The 21004-nt window shown below is 31.3% G+C and carries 23 protein-coding genes; 22 read left to right on the plus strand and 1 reads right to left on the minus strand.

All coding sequences use genetic code 11. The annotated features are described in order from the left end of the window. The first annotated feature begins 146 nt into the window (after nt 1–146). From B3040_RS13695 to B3040_RS13750, 11 genes are all read left to right on the plus strand, one after another. Nucleotides 147–818: an NAD(P)/FAD-dependent oxidoreductase gene (locus tag B3040_RS13695; RefSeq protein WP_291574239.1), complete on the plus strand. Its 672-nt coding sequence runs from the start codon at nt 147–149 to the stop codon at nt 816–818. 136 nt (nt 819–954) lie between these two features. Then, entirely contained in the window at nt 955–1185 is a 231-nt protein-coding gene (locus tag B3040_RS13700) for a DUF2164 domain-containing protein (protein ID WP_291574242.1), read from the plus strand. A 236-nt stretch (nt 1186–1421) separates the two neighbouring features. Further along, entirely contained in the window at nt 1422–2369 is a 948-nt protein-coding gene (locus B3040_RS13705; RefSeq protein ID WP_291574245.1) for a DUF6263 family protein, read from the plus strand. Between the two features lie 90 nt (nt 2370–2459). Further along, nucleotides 2460–4376: an anaerobic carbon-monoxide dehydrogenase catalytic subunit gene (gene cooS / locus B3040_RS13710; RefSeq protein ID WP_291574248.1), complete on the plus strand. Its 1917-nt coding sequence runs from the start codon at nt 2460–2462 to the stop codon at nt 4374–4376. Nucleotides 4377–4637: 261 nt separating this feature from the next. Continuing rightward, nucleotides 4638–4898, plus strand: coding sequence for a cupin domain-containing protein (locus tag B3040_RS13715; protein ID WP_291574251.1), 261 nt, complete (start codon nt 4638–4640; stop codon nt 4896–4898). A gap of 382 nt (nt 4899–5280) precedes the next feature. After that, nucleotides 5281–5820: a protease complex subunit PrcB family protein gene (locus tag B3040_RS13720; protein ID WP_291574254.1), complete on the plus strand. Its 540-nt coding sequence runs from the start codon at nt 5281–5283 to the stop codon at nt 5818–5820. Between the two features lie 447 nt (nt 5821–6267). Beyond that, a complete protein-coding gene (locus B3040_RS13730; RefSeq protein WP_291574256.1) occupies nt 6268–6459 on the plus strand; it encodes a hypothetical protein in 192 nt (63 codons plus the stop codon). A 203-nt stretch (nt 6460–6662) separates the two neighbouring features. Further along, on the plus strand, nt 6663–6929 hold the full coding sequence (locus B3040_RS13735) for a 2TM domain-containing protein (RefSeq protein WP_291574258.1): 267 nt from the start codon (nt 6663–6665) through the stop codon (nt 6927–6929). Between the two features lie 193 nt (nt 6930–7122). Continuing rightward, nucleotides 7123–8121: an NADH:flavin oxidoreductase gene (locus B3040_RS13740; RefSeq protein ID WP_291574260.1), complete on the plus strand. Its 999-nt coding sequence runs from the start codon at nt 7123–7125 to the stop codon at nt 8119–8121. Nucleotides 8122–8299: 178 nt separating this feature from the next. After that, a complete protein-coding gene (locus B3040_RS13745; protein ID WP_291574262.1) occupies nt 8300–8662 on the plus strand; it encodes a VOC family protein in 363 nt (120 codons plus the stop codon). Between the two features lie 294 nt (nt 8663–8956). After that, complete coding sequence (locus B3040_RS13750; RefSeq protein ID WP_291574264.1) at nt 8957–9619, plus strand: hypothetical protein; 663 nt, start codon at nt 8957–8959, stop codon at nt 9617–9619. A gap of 251 nt (nt 9620–9870) precedes the next feature. Here B3040_RS13750 and B3040_RS13755 read toward each other — a convergent pair whose 3' ends face one another. After that, a complete protein-coding gene (locus B3040_RS13755; protein WP_291574266.1) occupies nt 9871–9996 on the minus strand; it encodes a hypothetical protein in 126 nt (41 codons plus the stop codon). Nucleotides 9997–10471: 475 nt separating this feature from the next. On the opposite strand from B3040_RS13755, the gene B3040_RS13760 reads away from it, so the two are divergent. The 11 genes from B3040_RS13760 (at nt 10472) to B3040_RS13810 (ending at nt 20977) form a co-directional block, all read left to right on the plus strand. Next, nucleotides 10472–11269 (plus strand): lipid II flippase Amj family protein, encoded by a 798-nt coding sequence (locus B3040_RS13760; RefSeq protein WP_291574268.1) that lies wholly within the window; start codon nt 10472–10474, stop codon nt 11267–11269. Between the two features lie 43 nt (nt 11270–11312). Beyond that, entirely contained in the window at nt 11313–11969 is a 657-nt protein-coding gene (locus B3040_RS13765; RefSeq protein WP_291574270.1) for a zinc dependent phospholipase C family protein, read from the plus strand. A 64-nt stretch (nt 11970–12033) separates the two neighbouring features. Next, on the plus strand, nt 12034–12831 hold the full coding sequence (locus tag B3040_RS13770) for an APH(3') family aminoglycoside O-phosphotransferase (protein ID WP_291574273.1): 798 nt from the start codon (nt 12034–12036) through the stop codon (nt 12829–12831). A gap of 900 nt (nt 12832–13731) precedes the next feature. Further along, nucleotides 13732–15084 carry an MATE family efflux transporter gene (locus B3040_RS13775; protein ID WP_291574275.1) on the plus strand — a complete coding sequence of 451 codons (1353 nt, stop codon included), beginning with the start codon at nt 13732–13734 and terminating at the stop codon, nt 15082–15084. Nucleotide 15085: 1 nt separating this feature from the next. Then, nucleotides 15086–16393, plus strand: a complete 1308-nt coding sequence (locus B3040_RS13780; protein ID WP_291574277.1) for a GNAT family N-acetyltransferase — start codon at nt 15086–15088, stop codon at nt 16391–16393. Nucleotides 16394–16480: 87 nt separating this feature from the next. Then, complete coding sequence (locus B3040_RS13785; protein ID WP_291574279.1) at nt 16481–17251, plus strand: GNAT family N-acetyltransferase; 771 nt, start codon at nt 16481–16483, stop codon at nt 17249–17251. A 91-nt stretch (nt 17252–17342) separates the two neighbouring features. Beyond that, nucleotides 17343–17987: an MBL fold metallo-hydrolase gene (locus tag B3040_RS13790; protein WP_291574281.1), complete on the plus strand. Its 645-nt coding sequence runs from the start codon at nt 17343–17345 to the stop codon at nt 17985–17987. Nucleotides 17988–18062: 75 nt separating this feature from the next. Next, a complete protein-coding gene (locus B3040_RS13795; protein ID WP_291574283.1) occupies nt 18063–18506 on the plus strand; it encodes a GNAT family N-acetyltransferase in 444 nt (147 codons plus the stop codon). A gap of 117 nt (nt 18507–18623) precedes the next feature. Next, a complete protein-coding gene (locus B3040_RS13800; RefSeq protein ID WP_291574286.1) occupies nt 18624–19385 on the plus strand; it encodes a Nif3-like dinuclear metal center hexameric protein in 762 nt (253 codons plus the stop codon). Between the two features lie 58 nt (nt 19386–19443). Next, entirely contained in the window at nt 19444–20028 is a 585-nt protein-coding gene (locus tag B3040_RS13805; protein WP_291574288.1) for a GNAT family N-acetyltransferase, read from the plus strand. A gap of 16 nt (nt 20029–20044) precedes the next feature. Continuing rightward, nucleotides 20045–20977: a phosphotransferase gene (locus B3040_RS13810; RefSeq protein WP_291574290.1), complete on the plus strand. Its 933-nt coding sequence runs from the start codon at nt 20045–20047 to the stop codon at nt 20975–20977. Nucleotides 20978–21004: the final 27 nt, after the last annotated feature.

The following is a 21004-nucleotide window of genomic DNA, read 5'->3' on the forward strand; positions in this document are numbered from 1 at the left end:
AAGTATAGTGAGAATTAAATGGAATTTTTATACTCCATTCTATATAATAAAAACAAAGATAATAACAAAGTAGAACATTTGGCTATGTTACAAAAGAATTAGAAGATATATAATAAAAACAAAGGTAGGAACAAAGGAGAGAGAAAATGAGTCATTATGGAAACTTGCAAAAAATAAGAGATGGGAAAAGAAAATTTGGAATTACTCCACATATACCAGGAGGATTCATTAGTGCAGATAATCTTGAGAAGATAGCTAGAGTAGCTAAAAAATATGATGGAGTTTTAAAGATAACCTCAGGACAAAGAATATTAATCACTAATCTTGAAGAACGTGATTTACCAGCAATATGGGAAGAACTAGGCATGGTTCCAGCAGTAAAAACACAAAACTCTGTAAAGAATGTAGAGATGTGTCCAGCAGGCTTCTGTAAAAGAGCTAAATATAATACTATTGGGATAGGTATGAAGTTATCAAGAAAGTACCATTGGGCAGAAATGCCTTGTAGAACCAAAATAGGGGTAGCAGGTTGCCGAAATGCCTGTGGAAGTGTTTATAGTAAAGATGTTGGAATTATAGCAGATAAGACAGGGATAATGATTACAGTAGGAGGTTCAGCAGGTTACAACCCAAGGTTTGCTGACGTGATTGCTGTAGACTTAGATGAAAAAGCTGCAGAAAAATTAGTGGATACTATATTTGAATACTATAAAGAGAATGCTGAGGATGGTGAAAAACTAGGATTTTTTATTGATAGAATAGGACTAGAAACCTTTAAAAAGGATGTATTAGAAAGAGCAGAATTAGAGGTTAAGTAAGTTTTATAAGGAAGTAGTGCAACCTTTATTAAGACTTGCCTATAGAAATAGCTTAAAAAAGTAAAGCTATAAATAAAGCTAAAGCACTTTAAACATTGTAGAAGTTTATATAATTATAAGTTTGGGGGTAAAAAATATGAAAAGTAACAAAATTAAGCTAAGCAAAGAGAAAAGAGATGCTATGATATCTCAAGTAAAAGAATATTTTTATAATGAAAGGGAAGAAGAACTAGGAGATTTAGCAGCAGGCTTAATTGTAGATTTTATAACGGAAAAACTTGCACCAGAGTTTTACAACCAGGGAGTTTTTGATTCCTATGTATACATGAATGATAGAGTTGAAGATTTATTAGGAATTCAAAGATAAATGCAAATCCTTATTTAATATAAGTGGTTTTGAACATATCATGAAAAAAGTAGCATGGTGTCTATAAAGTTTAGGAATTTTATTAATTTTGAATATTAATTGATGCTTTGAGAGATTCTTTCTATATAAGGCATCTTTAAAAAATAGTTAGCTAGGATGCTAGCTATTTTTTATTTAAAAAATTTAGTAAGTTTATCATCTACATAAGTTTAAAAAAGTTTTAAGGAGGATTTTTTATGAAGTTTAAAAAAGGCATTACAACTTATTTATTATTGGTATTATCAGTTTTCATTCTTACTTCCTGTGGACCTAAAAAAGTGGAATTGGGGTTTAATGTAAAGCCAGGGGAAAAATATAAGGTTCAGCAAAGTATTGAACAAAAAATAGTTCAAACTCTAGAGGGGCAAAGCTTAGACTCTAATCAAAATATAAAAATGGGATATACCTATGATGTAACGGCAGTAGACGATAAAGGAGTGGCTACAATTACTACAACTTTTGATAGTGTCTCCGTAACTATAACTGGAAATGGAGAAAATCTTCAATATGACTCAACAAAAGCTGAAACCAGTAATGATCCCCTTGTAACAGTATATGGTGGAATCATAGGAAAATCACTGACTATAAGAATTGATAAACAAGGAAATGTTTTAGAGCTTCAAGGAGTAGATAAGTTAATGGGAGACTTAATAAATAATTTAAACATAGAAAACCCTCAGGAGAAACAACAGCTTCTACAAGCCTTAGAACAAAATTTTGGTGATGAGGCTCTTAAGGAATCCTTCTCAAAGGTAACAAAAGTATATCCACCAGCAAATACAAAGGTTGGAGATAGTTGGGAAGATACACAAACACTAAATATGGGATATCCCATAACTATTATTAATAAGTATACTCTTAAGGAAGAACAAGGTGACTTTTTAACCATAGATATGAATTCAGATATAAAAACTAGTTCTGCAGAACCTATGGACATGATGGGAATAAGAGCTAGATATGACTTAAGTGGAAATCAAACAGGAAGTTTTAGACTTAACAAAAACTCTGGTATAGCTGAAAGTGGAAATTCTACACAGAAAATGGCAGGAAGTATTGTTTTTGAACCAAGTGACCTTGCACCACAAGGACTCACAATGCCAATTACTATTGATGCTAAGACTAATTTTGAAATGAAAAAACAGTAAGAGATTCAATGTATTTATAATTTTTGCTACATAATTAAAGATTTCTATGGGAAAACTTAGTAGAGAAAAATCAAAAGGAGTGAAGCTTTAATGGGTGAAACTATATTAGAAAAAACAGAAGGACGTGTAAGTTACCATGACTCAGTAGAGGAAATGGTGAAAAGAATTAGAGAAGATGGTATGTCTAACGTCTTCGATAGATATGCTCTTCAAGAAAAGATTCGTTGTAAATTTTGCTTAGAAGGACTAAGCTGCAAATTATGTTCTAATGGACCTTGTAGAATAAGTGAAAAGGGCGGCCAAACTAAAGGGGTATGTGGTATAGGCCCTGATGCTATGGCCATGAGAGAATTTTTATTACATAATATTATGGGAGCTGGAACCTACAGCCACCATGCTTACGAAGCTTTTCGTACCCTAAAAGCAACGGCAGAAGGAAAAACACCTTTTACAATTAAAGATGTTGATAAACTAAAATGGATGTGTGAAAAGGTTGGTATAGATACTAATCAAGATGTAAATGACATGGCAATTGAGCTTGCAGTTTTACTTGAAGACCAACAAAGAATTGGGGTAGAAGAAGAAAATATCATGGTTAAAGCCTTTGCTCCAAAGAAAAGACAAGAAAAATGGAGAGAAATCGGAATCTACCCAGCAGGAACTGTTCATGAAGAGCAAAACTGTGTAGCAAGCTGCTTAACAAACGTAGATGGAAGCCACGTATCACTCGCTATGAAGGCTTTAAGGCTTGGTATAGCTACCATATACAACACTCAAATAGGACTTGAAATGGTTCAAGACATATTATTTGGAACCCCAACTCCTCATGAAGTAAATGTGGACCTTGGGATAATGGACCCTGAATACGTAAATATAGTATTTAATGGACACCAACCTTGGGCAGGAGTTGCAACTATGCAAAAGGCTAGAGGAATGGATGTACAAGATAGAGCAAGAGCAGCAGGAGCAAAAGGACTTCGAATAGTAGGTTCTATAGAAACAGGTCAAGAACTTCTACAAAGATTTGATGTGGACGATATATTTGTAGGACTTATGGGTAACTGGCTTGCAATAGAGCCTCTTCTAGCAACTGGTACTGTTGATGTATTTGCTATGGAAGAAAACTGCTCCCCACCAGCGATAGATATGTATGCCGAAAAATATCAAGCAACTTTAGTTGCTGTAAGTACCCTTATTGATATGCCAGGTTTAGAACATAAGATTCCTTATGATCCGTCTGAAGTGAATGCCATGGCAGATAAATTAATTGACCTTGCTATAGAAAACTTTAAGAAGAGAAAAGACAACGTAAAACCAATGGTGCCACAAATGACTACAAAGGCTATTGCTGGTTTCTCAACAGAAGCAGTTTTAGGTGCTCTTGGAAATAAACTTGAGCCACTTGTAGATGTAATAGTTGCTGGAAAAATCAAAGGAGTAGTAGCTCTAGCAAACTGTTCAACACTAAGAAATGGCCCACAGGACTGGATGACAGTAAATCTTACAAAAGAACTAATTAAGAGAGATATATTAGTTGTTGCTGGTGGATGTGGAAACCATGCTCTAGAGGTTGCAGGACTTTGTAATTTAGAAGCAAACAACACTATGGCTGGAGAGGGTTTAAGGGAAGTTTGTAACGCACTACAAATACCGCCAGTATTAAGCTTTGGAACTTGTACAGATACAGGTAGAATATCAATGTTAGTAACTGCCCTTGCGGATCACTTAAATGTAGACGTACCAGATCTACCAATAGCAGTAACTGCACCAGAATGGATGGAGCAAAAGGCTACTATAGACGGTGTATTTGCCGTAGCGTATGGAGCATATACTCATTTATCTCCTGTCCCATTCATAACAGGTGCCCCTGAATTAGTTGATTTACTAACTAATAAGGTAGAAGGAGTAACTGGTGGTAAGGTGGCTCTTGGCGATGATCCTGTTCAAGTTGCTAATGATATAGAAGCTCATATAAATAGCAAGAGAAAAGCAATGGGATTAAGCTAATCCTATAAAAAAAGAGGAGATTCTTAAATTACTATTTAAGAATCCCCTCTTTATCTTTTATTAGGCAAATATTATAGATTACTAAACTTATTTTTTATAATGATTTTTATAAAACAAACCAAGAATGGTTTTTTAATCCATAGCATTACTTAAATATGATAGAAGTATATTCATAAAAGTGAATATGTATTCATTCAATTTACATATACATAATTATTTGATAGAATTGTGTATTATAACATGATAATGAGGAGAGATAATATGGATTTAGAAAATATTAAAGCAAGTGTAGTTACAAATGTTTATCACATTAATGCAGAAAAAAATGTACCTCTTCATAAACACCCTAAAAATGATGAAATATTTTATTGTATTAAGGGAGAAGGTTTTGGTGTTTTAGAGGATGGAGAAGTTCATCTAACCGCTGGAAAAGCTTTTATAGTTCCAGCAGGAGTCATGCATGCTCTAAGAACTGATAGTAATCTTTATGTTACCTCATTTTTAATACCTTTAGTTGAATAAGTAAATAGTTGATATTTAATAAGTCCTTTGGTAAGCGTAGCCGAAGGATTTATTTTATTTTCAAGTAATATATAAGGACTATAGGATGTAAATCTATTTTACTCAGATTGTAAATCATTACTTACTCGAACTATTATATAATAATTATCGTAAATAATATAAAGAGGAAAGGGCAAAAATAAATCAGGATAAGTATTGGGCTATGAATTTTGATCATATTAAGAGTAACTCAGATATTTACAGTACATTGAGCCTATCTATCTCGTTTAGGGAACTTATTTTCAGGAAACAATAGTTTAAATGTTGAAGTAATTATTCTATATAAGTAAAATTGTATTAATAGCGGAATAGTAAAATAGAAAGTATAAAGGGGAGAAGTAAGATGAAAAAGAAATCCTTAATAATATTAGTAGTTTTATTAGTTATATTAATCCCTACTTATATGGGGACTATTAGTAAGGAGAAGAAAAATAACATGGAAAAACCAACAAGCACAAAGTTGCAAGAGAAAGAGCCAAATAGCGGAGAAGGAAACAAGGGTATAACAGTAAATAAATTAGAGGTAGTTTATGTTGAGCCCAATAAGGCAGAAGAAATCTTAGGTAGCAAATATACAAGCATAAAAAAACTTAAGGGATATAAATTAATAACTTTAAACAATGAAACTTATCTCTATATTGGGTTAGGTAAAAAATCCACAGGAGGGTATGACTTAGAAGTAACCCACTTAGAGGATAATGAAGGAATTTTAAATGCAGAAGTTAATGTAAGGGAACCTAAAGACACAGATATAGTAACTCAAGCTATAACTTACCCACACAAAATTCTAAAGCTTAGCTTTTCACCAAGAAAAGTTAATATTAAATCTATGAATACAGAAGATGTTTTCGAAGAAGTTGTACCAGAAGGAGTTAGTCAGTAATAAAAATATGTTGAGATGGTCTCATAAATAATAAAGTAGAGATAAAAAGGACTTCTCATTATTGCATTTTATGCATTATGAGGTAGTCCTTTTGTTATGAATTCAAATTTCTACAATTAAGAGCTAATCTACAAACTTTCCCTGCTTAGGAACTGCAATTTCTTCAAAGTTTTTAGAAAGCATATCTAAGTGTTTTTTAAGTTCTTCATCTTTCATTGGTTTTCCATGGCTTGGGATTACAAGATTTGGCTTAAGTTCTTTAAGGAGCCTTACAGAAGCTTCAGCAGCCTGCCAATCTGTGGTTAAATAGGCTGGAGGAGTACTTATGGCTGTGATTTTATATGAACAATATTAGATAAATCTTTATTAAATATAATGAAGCTAACTATACATAGATCTTTCAAGTTTAATGGATAATAAGAAAAAGACAATTTGGAGGTAGAAGTTATGAAGAGAGATTTAAGCAGAAGAAATAAAAGCTATACTATAAGAGAAGTTGAAGACAATTTAAATGGAATGACCAATCATATAACAGAAGGTTCTGATGTGGGAAGCGAGCCGTTTCCCTTTACCGAAGAAGAGAATAAGACTAAGGAGCAATTTCATTTTGGAGATATTCAAAGTAATAGACCTTTATAATTTATGTAGATAACCAATGCATAACTAAAGGACTTTCTATTTTAAGATAAAGATATAACTTTTCTTTAATACACCGCAAAACTTATCTTTAGATTAAAAAACTAAAAAGTATTATAATCTATTCCTTTGTGGCATAAATTGGATTAATATAGAAATATATTAATTACTTTCATATGCCTTATTAAAATCATGGGGGAATTAAAATGAGCTGGGAGAGAGAAAATCTTAGAAGTAGAAAAGGTGGGGGAAACAAATTAAAAACTTGGATTAAGATATTATTTTTTATTCATTTAGCAGGTTATATTGCTGTGAATGGATTCTTAGCCTTTGTAAACTTCTTTACATGGAATGGCTACTTATGGTTTGTGTGGCCTTTATTTTCATGGGGAATAGGAGTTATGATACATGGAGTAATTACACTTCTAATAATTTATCTATGTAGTGGTTTACAAAATGGACAATCTAATTAGGCATCTGAAAATAAATAACAAGTCAAAGATGTAAAGGATATTTTGAGTTAGACAAGGAAACAGGTTCTGCAGATAGTAGAGCTATCTAAGGGTTCTGTTGACGCAGTATAACTTAAAATAGCCGAGCATACTGACCTATTTATTTTTTGAAGATGCCATATATAAACAAGTAAAATGTTATGGAGGATGAAAAATGAGTTATTTACTAAAACCATTAAAAACTAAAAAACTAGAATTAACTAACCGCTTAGTTATGCCACCTATGGCTACAGCTAAATCCCAAGGTGATGGTGAGGTTAGTGAAGAAATTTTAAATTATTATAAGGAAAAATCAGAAGGGGGATATATCTCCTTAATCATTGTTGAACATAGTTTTATAAATCAACAAGGGAAGGCTGGCAATGGACAGCTTTCAGTAGCACAGGATAGTGACATTGAAGGATTAAAAAAGCTTGCAAAAGTAATTCAGGCAAATGGTTCCAAGGCAGTAATGCAAATTAACCATGCAGGGGGAGCAGCAAGTAGAGAAGTTACAGGAATGTCTCCAGCAGGTCCATCAGCGACAGAAAATCCTCGTTTTAAAGATAGAGAAGTACCACAAGAGCTTTCTAAAGAAGATATAAAAAAAATAATAAAGGATTTTGCAGAGGCAGCAAGACGTACTAAGGAAGCAGGTTTTGATGGGGTAGAAATTCACTCAGCTCATGGATATTTGCTTAATCAGTTCTTTTCTCCGCTCTCTAATAAGAGAACAGATGAATATGGTGGAGATGTAAATAGTCGTATTAGGATTCACCTTGAGGTAATCAAAGCTGTGAAGGAAGCAGTAGGGGATGAGTTCCCAATACTTTTGAGATTAGGTGCAGCAGATTATATTGAAGGTGGAACTGTGGTTGAAGATAGCATAGTGGCAGCTAAGGCTTTTGAAGAGGCGGGAATAGATATTCTTGATATTTCTGGAGGCTTTTTAGGTTATGTAATGCCAAATGCAACAGAACAAGGATACTTCTATCCACTAACAGAAGTTATTAAAAAGCAAATTTCAATTCCAGTAATTTTAACAGGTGGAATTGTAGATGCTGAGGCTGCTGAAAAACTTCTTGCAGAAGATAAAGCAGACCTAATTGGAGTTGGAAGAACAATATTTAAGGATTCAGCTTGGGCTAAAAGAGCAGTAGAAAGTCTGAGTTAGTAGGAAGTAAAAGTCAGCAACAGTATGATAAAATTACTTAGTATAGGTTTTAATGACGAGAGTTTATTTTAGTAGCTTCAAAAAGTCTTAGGGGAATCAAGGAAGGTTTTATTTATAAGTGAAGTCTTAACTTGATTACGTATAAATTCTATAAGATTATTAATTTAGGAGGAGTATAATGAAATTTTGTTGGAGTACACTAAAGGTTAAAAATATGGAGGAATCACTTAAGTTTTATGAGGAAATACTTAATCTTAAGATAAATAAAAGATTCAATGCTGGTCCAGGATTTGAAATTGCCTTTTTAGGGGATGGAGAAACAAAAATTGAATTAATATGTGATAAAAACAATGAAGATATTAATGTGGGAAAAGATATCTCTTGGGGTTTTCAGGTAGATTCAGTTGATGAAATGATTAGTTTTCTTAATGAAAAAGGTATAGCTATTGCAGAGGGACCTATTCAACCAAATCCTCACACAAAATTTTTCTATGTAATTGATCCAAATGGATTAAAAATTCAATTTGTAGAAAATATGTAGAGAATTATTAAGAATGCACTAAAGTGTTACAACCCTTATTCTTTTTAGAGGATAGGGGTTAAATTTTTACTTGGTTATTTTTTATCATTTGTAATAGTACAGAATCTTATATTTCAATATATTATTAAATATAAGATTTGTAGATTGAGAAGCAAATACTTGCCTTTCTAAAATTCATGTAAATGTTATAGTATTGATTGGTTCATTAGTATTGTCATAAATGGGATAATTAACTATATCAGTGGTAAAGAATTTCACAACTAAAACGATAATATAAGAAAAGGGGGAGATTATATGCAGATTCAAAGATTAAATAATTGGAGTAACCCAATGTATAATAAGCTTAAAGAAGCTACAGATAATCAAAAGAGAGAAAAAGCGGAAGAGGGAAAAAGTATAAAGATAGAAAAAACCTCAAACGAAATAATAAAAAAATTGCAGGAACTAAAACAAGGTTTCAAGGAAGAGAAAACAAAACTTCAAGAAACAGAAATGGATCCTAAGGAAAAAAGAGCAAAACTTGAAGAGATAAACAAAAAGATTGCCGAAATAGACGCTGAAATACAGCAAGTGAGATTAATGGAAAAAGAAAAAGAAGCCTTAGAAAAACAACGTAAGTTAGAAGAAAAAAGTAAAAAAGATGAAAGTATGAGGTCTAATGAAAATATTAATGGAGTAATAGTTGAAGATAGTTTAAAGAAGTTAATTTCAGCTAAAAACAAATTAAGCAATGTAAATAATTTTGGTAAAACTAAAACGGCATTAGAAGTTGAAAAAGGATACTTGAAGCTTACTGGAAATGAAAATTCTTTTGTTGATAGACAATATACTAAATTAACTAAAGGAATAAAAGGGTTAGAAAACAGAATCTTAAATGAAGTAGGAAAAGCAAGCAAAGAAGTTAGTGATAATTACGAAGATAAAAAGGCTTTGAAAGATGAAAATGAAAAAGAATAGAGTATATAAATATTTAACTTTAAGAAATAGTAGTAGATATTTATAGTGACCTTTAAAAGGAGACTCTCTTATTCTCATTAGAAGAAAGTCACAATAGCATAATAAGAAACAGAGTGTGTTAATGAAAATAGCACACTCTGTTTCTTATTATAAATGAGCAAACTTTTTATAATAAATTAATATTTTCTTTTTAAATAGGTATTGCTTAAATTAAAAGCAAAAATACAGATAATTTATTAATCATATTACCGTCAACTAAAAGTCATAAGCTGACCATGGTTTATAGAAGAAATGCATTCATAAGATAAGGTACTATAAAAGCCTCTAAATATAATCTTATTAAATTCTATAAACTCATTGGTAAAAATTTTCTTCATAATGTCCTCCTGAAAGTTCATATTGAAGCTTAATAATAAATCATATTAATTGGCAATTTACATCTGGATAAGAAGGATTATATACCCAAAAGCTGAAAGAAATCATGTTATATTCTTATAAATATAAGAATAAAAGAAGATAAGAAGATATAGTATTCATGACGGTTCTGGGGATAAGATGCATATAAGTTATATACTACAAACATAATAAGCAAGGCTTAATTAGAAGATTAAGCTAGCATATAGCCTATCTTTTGTAAGATAAGAATCAGACTGGAACTTATTTCAGCTTGTGCACAGATATAATTATAGTGTAATATGGAAATAAAACAATATCTTGTAAAAAATTTGGCAATACTTATATAACAGAAAGGTTAAAGAATTTATAACCTTCAAGATTTTATTTGGAGACAAGAAAAGTTTTAGTAAGCATCAAAAGAAAAATGAAATGATTTATTACTAAAGGGAGATTACAATGATTTTAAACTCTGATTTACTTACAAAGCTAATTTTTTTCACAATTATTATACATATAGTCGACACCTTAGCTTACTCTGTTAGGTTAAATTCAGTTAAGAGTGGAAACTTTGCATTATCAATGTCTTTGTTCAATATTATAGTTTTAGTGGCAAGAACTGCAAACATGGTTCAGGCTCCACTGATTGGATTAATTATTGATAGAAGCATTAATGCTAACCATAATCCTATTATGGAAATTAGATATACAGTGTTTGGAACTACTATTGGTACGGTAATAGGAATTTTACTAATACCTACCTTTTTGAGGGTTTTTTCTAAGGCTGTTACAAAACTTGAGGAGACAGGTTCTGTTCCAAGCTTAGTATTACAATCACTAAGCCTTGCAAATATAAAGCGTGTAGCAAGAAATACTGTATCACCATCAAGAAATATGATTAAAAATCTTAGGTATAAAAATATTCCTAAAAGATTACTATTAATAAATATTTTTATAACGGGGGTTTATACTATAGGAGTTCTAGCAGCATATTATGCATCAACTTTTAACCCAGCTAATAGGGTAGCAATTTCCTCTTCTTCAGGAATGATTAATGGAATTGCAAGCATACTATTAACTCTTTTTATCGACCCTAAGGCAGCAATGATAACAGATGAGGCAATGAGAGGAAAGAGAGAATATGCAGATGTTAAAGCCTTAGTAATAGTGCTCATTGGAACGAAGCTTCTAGGGACTTTACTTGGTCAAGTTCTATTAGTACCAGCAGCTAGAATCATAGAGTTTTTCTTTAGATAAAAAATAATAAGTAAAAAAGTTTTAATTAATGGGGGAGAGTAATATGGCAACATGGATTGCACATTTAAGAGTAGGGGAAAAAATATTAAAAAGAGATTTTAACTTGGAGGTAACTCCATTTCTAATCGGAAATATTGGGCCGGATTCAGGAGTACCAAATGAAGATTGGAGCAGTTTTAATCCGCCAAAGAAAATAACTCACTGGATGGATGAAGATAAGAATTTTGATGCAGAAGGATTTTGGAATAAGTATTTAAGCAATTTAGAAGTAAAAGAAGATAAGGAGAGATACTCCTTTCTATTGGGGTATTATGTTCATTTACTTACGGATATTCAGTGGTCAAAGCTTTATAGCAAGAAGAAGGAACTTCCACTTTATAAGAATGGTCTAGAAAAGGATTCAAACTTTATTTGGACAATAAAAAAGGATTGGTATGGGTTAGATTATTTATATTTAAGTAAAAATCCACAATCCATGTTTTTTACAGTGTTTAAGAATGTTAGACAAGTTCCGGATTATCTAGACTATTTTCCAAAAGGGGCCTTTGTATTACAAGTTAAGTATATAACTCAGTTTTACTTAGGGGAAAATGAAGAAACCAAAGAAAACTTCATATACTTAACAGAACAAGAAATGGATAACTTCATTGAAGAAACTACTGAGGAGATTGCAAGTATATTAAAAGAAAAGTTATGTTAAGTTAAGCTATAGACTCAGTGTTAAGACATGAGGTAGTGAGAATAAAAGAGGGGATTTTAAATTTATGAGAATAGATGAGATAATTTGTAACTTTCCAAAGGAGCTAAAAGAACTTCTTGAAGGTTGTAGTTATGAAGAAAACAAAGTAGGCTGCTCAAATACTATGGTTTACAAAGTTATAAGTAACGATGGAAAAGACAATAGGTATTTGAAAGTAAGCAGCAATGAATTTGAAAACTTTAAGTATGAAGTTGATTTACTAAATTGGATGAATGGGAAGTTGCCTGTGCCACGAGTTCTATATCATGGTCATAGTGGAAAATACGAATTTTTTCTTATGTCTGAAATTTGTGGTAAAGACTCTTCAGAAATAGATGAAGGTACTGATAAAGTAAAGGTAACAAAAGCCTTAGCTAGGGGATTGAAATTAATTCATAATGTACCAATTAAACACTGCAATTTTGATCAAAGACTAGAAACCAAATTAAAGATTGCAGAATTCAATGTGAAAAATGGTTTAGTAGATGAGGAAGACATTAAAAGTAGTGACCCTAATATTACCCCAGAGAAAATATTAAAAGAACTACAAGATAAAAAGCCTAATAGTGATGATAAGGTGTTAACTCACGGAGACTATTGTCTTCCTAATATTATCTTAGATGGAAATTACAATATTTCAGGCTTTATCGATTGGGGCAGAGGGGGAGTCTGTGATAGGTACCAAGATATAGGCATAGGGTGTAGATCCATAAAAAGCAATTTAGGAGAAGAAATGGTACCAATATTTCTTGAAGAATACGGCTTAGATAAAATTGACTATTCAAAGATTCATTATTATATATTATTAGATGAGCTATTTTAAAAATCTACAACCAACCTATATAGTATTTACTAAGAGCTTTGTATAAAAGTCAAAGTAATATTAATTATTTTAATATTACTTTGACTTTTTGTGAATTATCCTATAGCTACAAGGATTTTTGCCCCTTGGAAATATAAATCTGTTTTGAAGTATGAAAGAATATTTTGAAAAGATAGAAAATAATTCTTGATATAATTAGTAACAATGTATATAATTGTAATATAAGTTTTAATGATTATTCGGAAGAGGAATTATCTCATGATTTTTGATGGTAATTCTTAGCTAAAAAGTAAACTTTCATTGAACAAAGTATTTTGTCAATTAGAGTTTCTTCCAAAGTAATTAAGAAAATAAATTTGTGTATTGTTTAAGGAGGTTCTATTAATGATTAGATATACTTGCTAGTAATTTTCAAAATTGAAAATTTAAAAGAAGTTTTTCCATACCTAGTTATTAGGTCTTTTTGTGATGCTTCTTTAATAGTAAGTTGAAAGAGTCATTTTATAGAATCTAAATATTATATTGTTTTTCAATTATGTGCTTTATGGTTTAATATGAAGTTTTAACATATTAAATGCTTTATAGAGGCCTAAATTTAATTTATGTATATGAATTATTGGCGGGTTACTTAAAGTGTATGAACTTAGCTTTGCTAGGTTTGTTTATGTGCAAGTAGTTTTGAAAAATATAATAGGTATTTATGACTATAGGAAGGCAGTGCTTTCTTATAGTCTTTTGTTTTTTTTGATTTTTACTACACCCAATTTGTACTTCATAAAAGAATATCATTAAAAATAATTAGGAGAAATTAAACAATCATAATAAGGAAAGTTTGGAATTATTTAAGTGGATTAGAATGATAAAGAAAATTTTAAATCAGCATGAGGAATGGGGGATAAAATGATTAAAAGAATAACAAATTTTAAAGCAACGTCAGATTTAAAGAAAATATTTCAACTGTCTTGGCCAGTAATGGTGGGAATGATACTCCAAAGTTTACTTGGAACAGTAGATATGATGTTTATATCTATTCTTGGAACTACCCCACTTGCAGCATCATCCATAGCTAACTCAGCAACTTCGGTGGTGTTTGTGTTTTCAACCTTAGTTTCAGCGGGAATTATAGCCTTAGTCTCAAGAAGCTATGGGGAGGAGGATATGGAGTCAGTTAGAAAATTTAGTGGGGAAGCATTTCTAATCTCTTTAATTATTGGAGGAATTCTTAGTGTTCTTTGTTATATCTACACTGTACCAATAATAAAGGCTATGTTTAATCCAGGTCCTGAAATTACAGGATTTACAAGAGATTATCTTTCAGTAATGTTTATTGGAACAGTATTTGTGTTTTTAAATTCAGCAGCAAGAACAATTATGCAGGCACTTGGGGATACAAAGACACCACTTTATATTTTTGGAGCATCTAATATAATTAATGCAATCTTTACACCTTTATTTATGTTTCCTTTAAATATGGGAATAGCGGGTGCTGCATGGGCATCTGTATTATCTATGGTGTTTTCACTAGTAGCTATAACTTATTTATTAATTAAAAGAATTTATAATAAGAGTTTTATAAACTTTCTTAAATCTATGAAGTTAGAGCTAAGTAATACTTTAAGAATTTTAAAAATTGGAAGCTGGGCATGTATACAACAAATTGCAAGACCTATAACAGGGATGCTAATGGTAAGACTAGTTTATGAAGTAGGTGGAAATTCAGCTTCAGCAGCTTTTGGGGCAGGTGGGCAATTATTTAACTATACTTTTATATTTCTTGTTGGGTTATCTACAGCTATTGCAATTATGGTAGGTCAAAGTCTTGGAAGAAAAGATATTCATGGCTGTGACAATATCATAAAAGAAGGGATGAAATTGGCAGTCTTTAATATGATTTTATTTGCAATACCTTATTTCATTTTTCCGGAGGTAATCATGAAAATATTCTCAAGAGAACATGAAGTTATAAAGGTTGGAGCAGAGTATTTAAGAATAGTTTATCTTGGAGTAATTTTTGTTATATTCCCAACTATTTATGGAGGAGTTTTTCAGGGAGCAGGGGATACCTTCCCTCCTATGATCTCATCCTTAATTGCCAATGTGGTTCTAAAGTTACCAATTGCCTATTTACTAGCTAAGACTTTTAACATGGGAACTAATGGAGTGTGGATAGCAGTTGCCCTATCTGTAATTATTGAAGCAGCAATTATAATTGTTTATTTTAAAAGAAACAAGTGGAAAGAGAAGGTTATTTAAAATGTTAGTTAAAGTAAAAATGAATAAAGCTATAAGAGATTTTTTAGAAAGTGATCTTATTTATAATTTAAATGTATTAGGTGTAATAGATAACATGCCTGATGCAGAAATATATGTGGATGATGAAATAGAGCCTAAGGGAGTAATGGTTAGAAAGGATTATTTTAACTATATATACACAGAAGAGGATGAGTTCATAGATGAAATGTTAGGAAGTCATTTTACTGAAGGATTCTTTGGATTCTCAGGACTTAAAAAATCTATAGCAGATAAAATTAGAAGTAGATTCATGAATTCATGGGAAAGTAAGTGTACTCTTTATTATCTACCTGAAGGTGATTTGGATTTAAGTTTAATAAAAAACCCTGTTAGGGATATAGATGTAAAAGATGCTGAAGTGGTGGATAAGTATTATACATTTAGATCACCCTGGAGCATTCATGAAATAAGGGAGGATATAACAAATAGACCTTCCTCTGCGGTATATGTGGAGGGGGATATTACTAGTTGGGTATTAATCCACAAGGATGATTCCATGGGCATTATGTATACCAAGGAAGAGTACAGAAAAAGAGGCTATGCGGTGGATGTAACTATTGATTTAGCAGAAAAAATTATTAAAAGAGGAAAAATCCCTTATCTTCAAATTGTTGAAGGAAATGGCATGTCCCCAGGACTTGCTAACAAGTGTGGATTTATTCCCTATGGAAGATGTGAATGGTTTGGGGTAATTGTAGGAGTTCCTAAGGATTTTATAGAGTTATCTAAGAAGGGGAAAGAAGTTTTAGTAAATGAGCTTTCCCCAGAGCTTAAAAAGGTTATGAACCTTCAAGACTTAACAGAAAAACATTTATATAATGCAACCTTTGAGCTAAAGAAAATAGACCATGAACTTGAAGGTTTTAAAGTTGAAAAGATTCAGGATGAGGAAGGTATAAACAAATGGTGTAAAATTGTAACCTCAAACTATTGTAGCAATAAGGAAGATTATAAAGAGTTTAATGATGAACTATTTAATACAGTTACTAAAGAAAACTCATTATTTAATTTATGGATAGGATACTTAAATGGAGGTGAAGTTTCTGCAATAGCTACTTTAGTATATGAGGAGGAGATTTGTGGGATTTACTTTAACGCAACTGTAGATGGAGTTAAAGAGGAGGAAATTGAAAAAGCCACTATACTAGAAGCTTTAAAATTAGAAGATAAAAACTATATAGAGTTTGTTGTACTTCAAACTTCTAAAGAAAAAGTAGGGTTATACGAAGATTTGGGATTTGTATTTATACCAGAAGAGAAGTTAACTTAGCTACAATTTGGAAAGGTAAAATGATTTAACTTTTTCAAATAGAGAAGTAATAGAGATGGGAATAAGGGTAAGTTCAGGAGGGGTTATATGGTAGAGTTAACAAAACAAGAAATGCCATGTCTTGCATCGTTGAGTAAAGGCAAGCTAAATGTTGGGCTTTGGGCATGTATTGAAGGTAAGATGATGGGAAGAGCATGGGTGGATAAAAAGGAAGACCCATCAATTGGAATAGTTTCTATTGCGGATTTTTGTTTTCTGTTAGGTAGTAATGATGAAAGTCATCAGCTTTCCATAAAAAAGTTGCTAGAGCAAGCTAAGGGTAAAATTCTTGTGCCATATAGTAACTACTGGAGTTCATTCATAGAGAAACACTTTTTAAATAATCATAAAAAATATGTTAGATACGCAATGAAGGTGAATTTGGATGAATTTCATAGGGTTAAGCTTAAAAGCTTTATAGATGTTGTTGAAAAAGAGTTTCGTATTGAAAAAATAAATGAAAATAATTATAGCAAGGTATTAGAAGATGAATTTATGTCAGATTGTTGTTCTAACTTTTCATCATTTGAAGAATTTTTGAGCAATGGCATTGGATATATAATCATCAATGAAAATGAGATAATTTCAGGAGCATCTTCATACAGTTATTGCAATGGTGCTATTGATATAACCATTGGAACAAAGGAAGAATACAGAAAATGTGGACTAGCATTAGGTTGTGCATCCAAAGTCATATTGGAATGTTTAGATAGAAACATATATCCAACCTGGAATGCAGCTAACATAGAATCAGTAGCACTTGCTGAAAAATTGGGATACCACTTTCATGAGGATTATTATGTATATTCAATTTATTGAGGATATGTAGACATTGGGGTTTGATTTTAAAAGTAGTAAGTAACATTAACAAATTATGATGCACTACCTTAGGGTAAGTCAGGAGGAATTTATGAAAGTTCAAAAAATAAAAAATAGAGGTGTTTTATTTACATATACTACCTCTTCTGGGTGGGATTTAAATATTCATGTAATTATGGGAGAAAAATATAATTATATCATTGATACAGGGTTAGGTTCTTTAAGTATGGGGCCAATTAAGGAATATATAAAAGATAGCAATAAACCTATTATTGTAATAAATACACATTATCATTGGGATCATGTGTGGGGAAATGGTTCATTTCAAGATTCCATAATTATATCCCATAAATTATGTAGAGAAATCATTGAATCAAAATGGGAAGAGATGATGGATAAGAATAAGCAATATTGTCAAGGTGAAGTAGAAATGTATCTTCCTAACTTGGTTTTTGAACAGGAGCTTTATTTCCCAGAAGATAAAATAAGAATTATATACACACCAGGGCATACTATTGACTCCATAAGTGTAATAGATGAGGAAGAAAAAGTGATTAATGTAAGTGATAATATTGGGGATAATCTTGATGAAATTGTTCCTAATATTTATTGTAAAAAAGAGCTCTATCATGCCACTCTTTTAAAGTATATGGATATGAATTTTGATACTTGTATATCAGGCCATAATGTAATTTTAGGGAAGGAAACTATTGAGAAGATATTGAGTATTCTATAATAATTTCTACCATTAAGAAACTTTTAATTTATTGCTATGCAAAGAGTAAAAGTAGGTAGTATGAGGAGGAAGAAAATGGATAATTTTCTTTTGTTAAAAATACAAGAATATATGATTGATGAATGTGTGGATTTATTTATTGGTACATTCACTAAAGAACCGTGGAATGATATTTACGAATCAAGAGAACAAGTAGTGAAGTTTTTTGAGAATCATTTTAAAAATAACTTTTTTGTAGGTTATGCAGCTATGCAAGATGATAAAATGGTAGCTTTAAGTATTGGAATGAAAAAGCCATGGATAAAAGGGTTTGAATATTATATTGATGAATTTTGTGTTAGTTATGAAATGCAGGGGAAGGGTATTGGAAGCTGGTTTATAAACGCAATAGAAGAAAATATTAAAGAACAAGGAATGAATGGAATAATGTTAAACACAGAAAAAGGGTATCCATCACAAAAATTCTATGAAAAAAGTGGGTTTAAAACACTTAGTGACTTAATAATTCTTGTTAAGTAGCATGGAAGTTAAATAGATCTATATTTGAGAGTTTAATCAGTTATTTATATTAGATAATTAATGCACAATACTAAGGATTACGATTAAATAAAGTTTGATAAATTGGGAGGCAAATATATGGAGGTTTCACATATTGTTGAAAGAATTAATGACCTTTTTGAGGTAACAAATAAGGAAGTCTATTCTAGTGAATCTGGGGTTACGTACCATGCATATAAAGAAGTTAAAAAATTAGGATACTGTGTTAACCTAACTCTGGAAACAATAGAGGAAGCAAGAAGTCAGGGAGTTGATATGATGGTGACACACCATCCTGCATGGGAAGAAATATATGGGTTAAAAGAGGCGTGCATAGAAAAACTAATTGAGTATGGTATAAGTCACTACTATAATCACTTACCCCTTGATGACTGTAACTTTGGCACAAATGAGAGTTTAGTAAAAAAATTAAATTTAAGAAGTGTTAATAAAACCCATGAATGGGAAGGTTTATATTTCGGTAGAATCGCTGAATATGATGAAGAAATTGAATTTAATGAACTAGTAAAAAGTATTGAAAATCTACTTGAAGAACCCGTTAAATCTTGGAGGTTTAATAACAAAAGAGTTAAGCGAGTAGGCATACTCTGCGGTAATGGAGGACCAACAGCTTGCCTTAAGGAAGTTGTAGAAAATAAGTGTGATGTGTACATTACAGGTGAATGTAATTTATATACCATTGAATATGCCCAGCTTAAAGGGATAAATCTTATCATTGGAAGTCATACTTTCACAGAAGTCTTCGGAATTGAAAGTTTAGCATTGAAGCTGAAGGAGAATATAAAAGAGCTTGAAGTAGTGAGACTTAATGAAAAGCATTATGAAGCCAATATAAAATAAGATGGAATGATAGATGTTTAAAGGTTAATAGTTGATTTTAAATTAAGGGGGGATTTTTGTGAGAGAAGCGGCATATGAAAATTATTTTTGGCAAAATGAAAAGATAAGATTAAGACCTTGGAGGGAAGAAGATTGGGAATGGCTCTATAATACTGGATTTGATACGTCCTTAGGTAGATTAGCAGGATATAAGGTTAATTTTCCACCAACAGTTTTAGAGGCAAAAGAGTATAGTAAGGAAGTTGAAAATTGCAAAATAAAAGATGGCAGAACAGTCTTTGCTATGGAAACCTTGGATGGTGTACATGTGGGAAGAATAATTTTTTCCTTAGATGAGGAAAGACACGGAACCTTTGGAATAGGACTTAGGATTGCTAAAGAATATCAAGGCAAAGGCTATGGGACAAGTGCAATGAAGATACTTTTGCAATATGGCTTCATGGAAAGAAGATTAAATAAATGCTCAGCAACTGTTTTAGAAACCAACGAGGGAAGTATTAAATTGCATAAAAGGTTGGGGTATGACCAAGAGGGTTTACTTAAGGAGAGTATTTATATGAATGGAAGCTATCATAATGAGATATGTTTTGGCTTAACAAAGAAAATGTATTTAAAGAGTATAAGTAATATATGCGAAAAATAGGAGCTTAAAGATAAATATGAATGATTTAATAGTAAATGAAATTTGCCTTAGAAAGCTTCATAAATATCCAGATAAAATCAAGAGATTTGAAATAGGACATGGAAATTATGTTTATAAAATATCCTTTAGTAAAGATAAATTTGTAATCAGAATAAATACTGGCGAAGATGTCTATAAAGATACAATATACTGGCTGGACAAGTTAATGGTTTTAGGTATCCCAGTCCCTAGAGTTATTAGTAGTGGGAGTTATAATGGACTTTCCTATTTAATTTTAAACTATATACCTGGAAAAGACTTAGGAATAGTATATGGTGATTTATCTGATAGTCAAAAACAACTAATTGCTAAAGAAATAGTGAATATACAAAATAAGGTAGCAACATTTCCTAAAAATCTAGGATATGGTTATTTAAGCTCATATGAGGATAAGGGCTATAAAAATACTTGGAAAGAAGTTATATTAGAACATCTCCAAAGGTCACGAACCAGAATTCAAGAAAATAAAGTCTTTGATAGCAGGAAAGTTGATAAGGTTGAAAAGCTATTAGAAAGATATGATAATTATTTTTCGTCTATAGAGCCGATACCATTTTTAGATGATTTAAGTTCAAAAAATGTGCTGGTACATGATGGTAAATTATCGGGGGTTATTGATATAGATTTTGTTTGCTTTGGAGATAGGATTTACAATGTGGGATATACAAAAATGGCTCTTATGAGCCTTGACTATGATACAAAGTATATTGATTTTATGATATATGAAATGAAACTGTCTTCATTAGAAAAAGAAGTCTTGATATTATATTCTCTTTGTTTTTGTGTTGATTTCATGGGAGAAAGAGGAATGAAGATTAAGGATAAAGTAATAAAAGTTGATGAAAAAGAAATTAAAAGGTTAAATGGAGCTTATGAAAAGATGTATAGGGAATTAATTGGGGGATTTTAAAAATTATTAGGGGCTATTAAATAAATC

This window comes from Clostridium sp. UBA4548 (assembly GCF_002387895.1).
In the GTDB taxonomy this organism is placed as follows: domain Bacteria; phylum Bacillota; class Clostridia; order Clostridiales; family Clostridiaceae; genus Clostridium_J.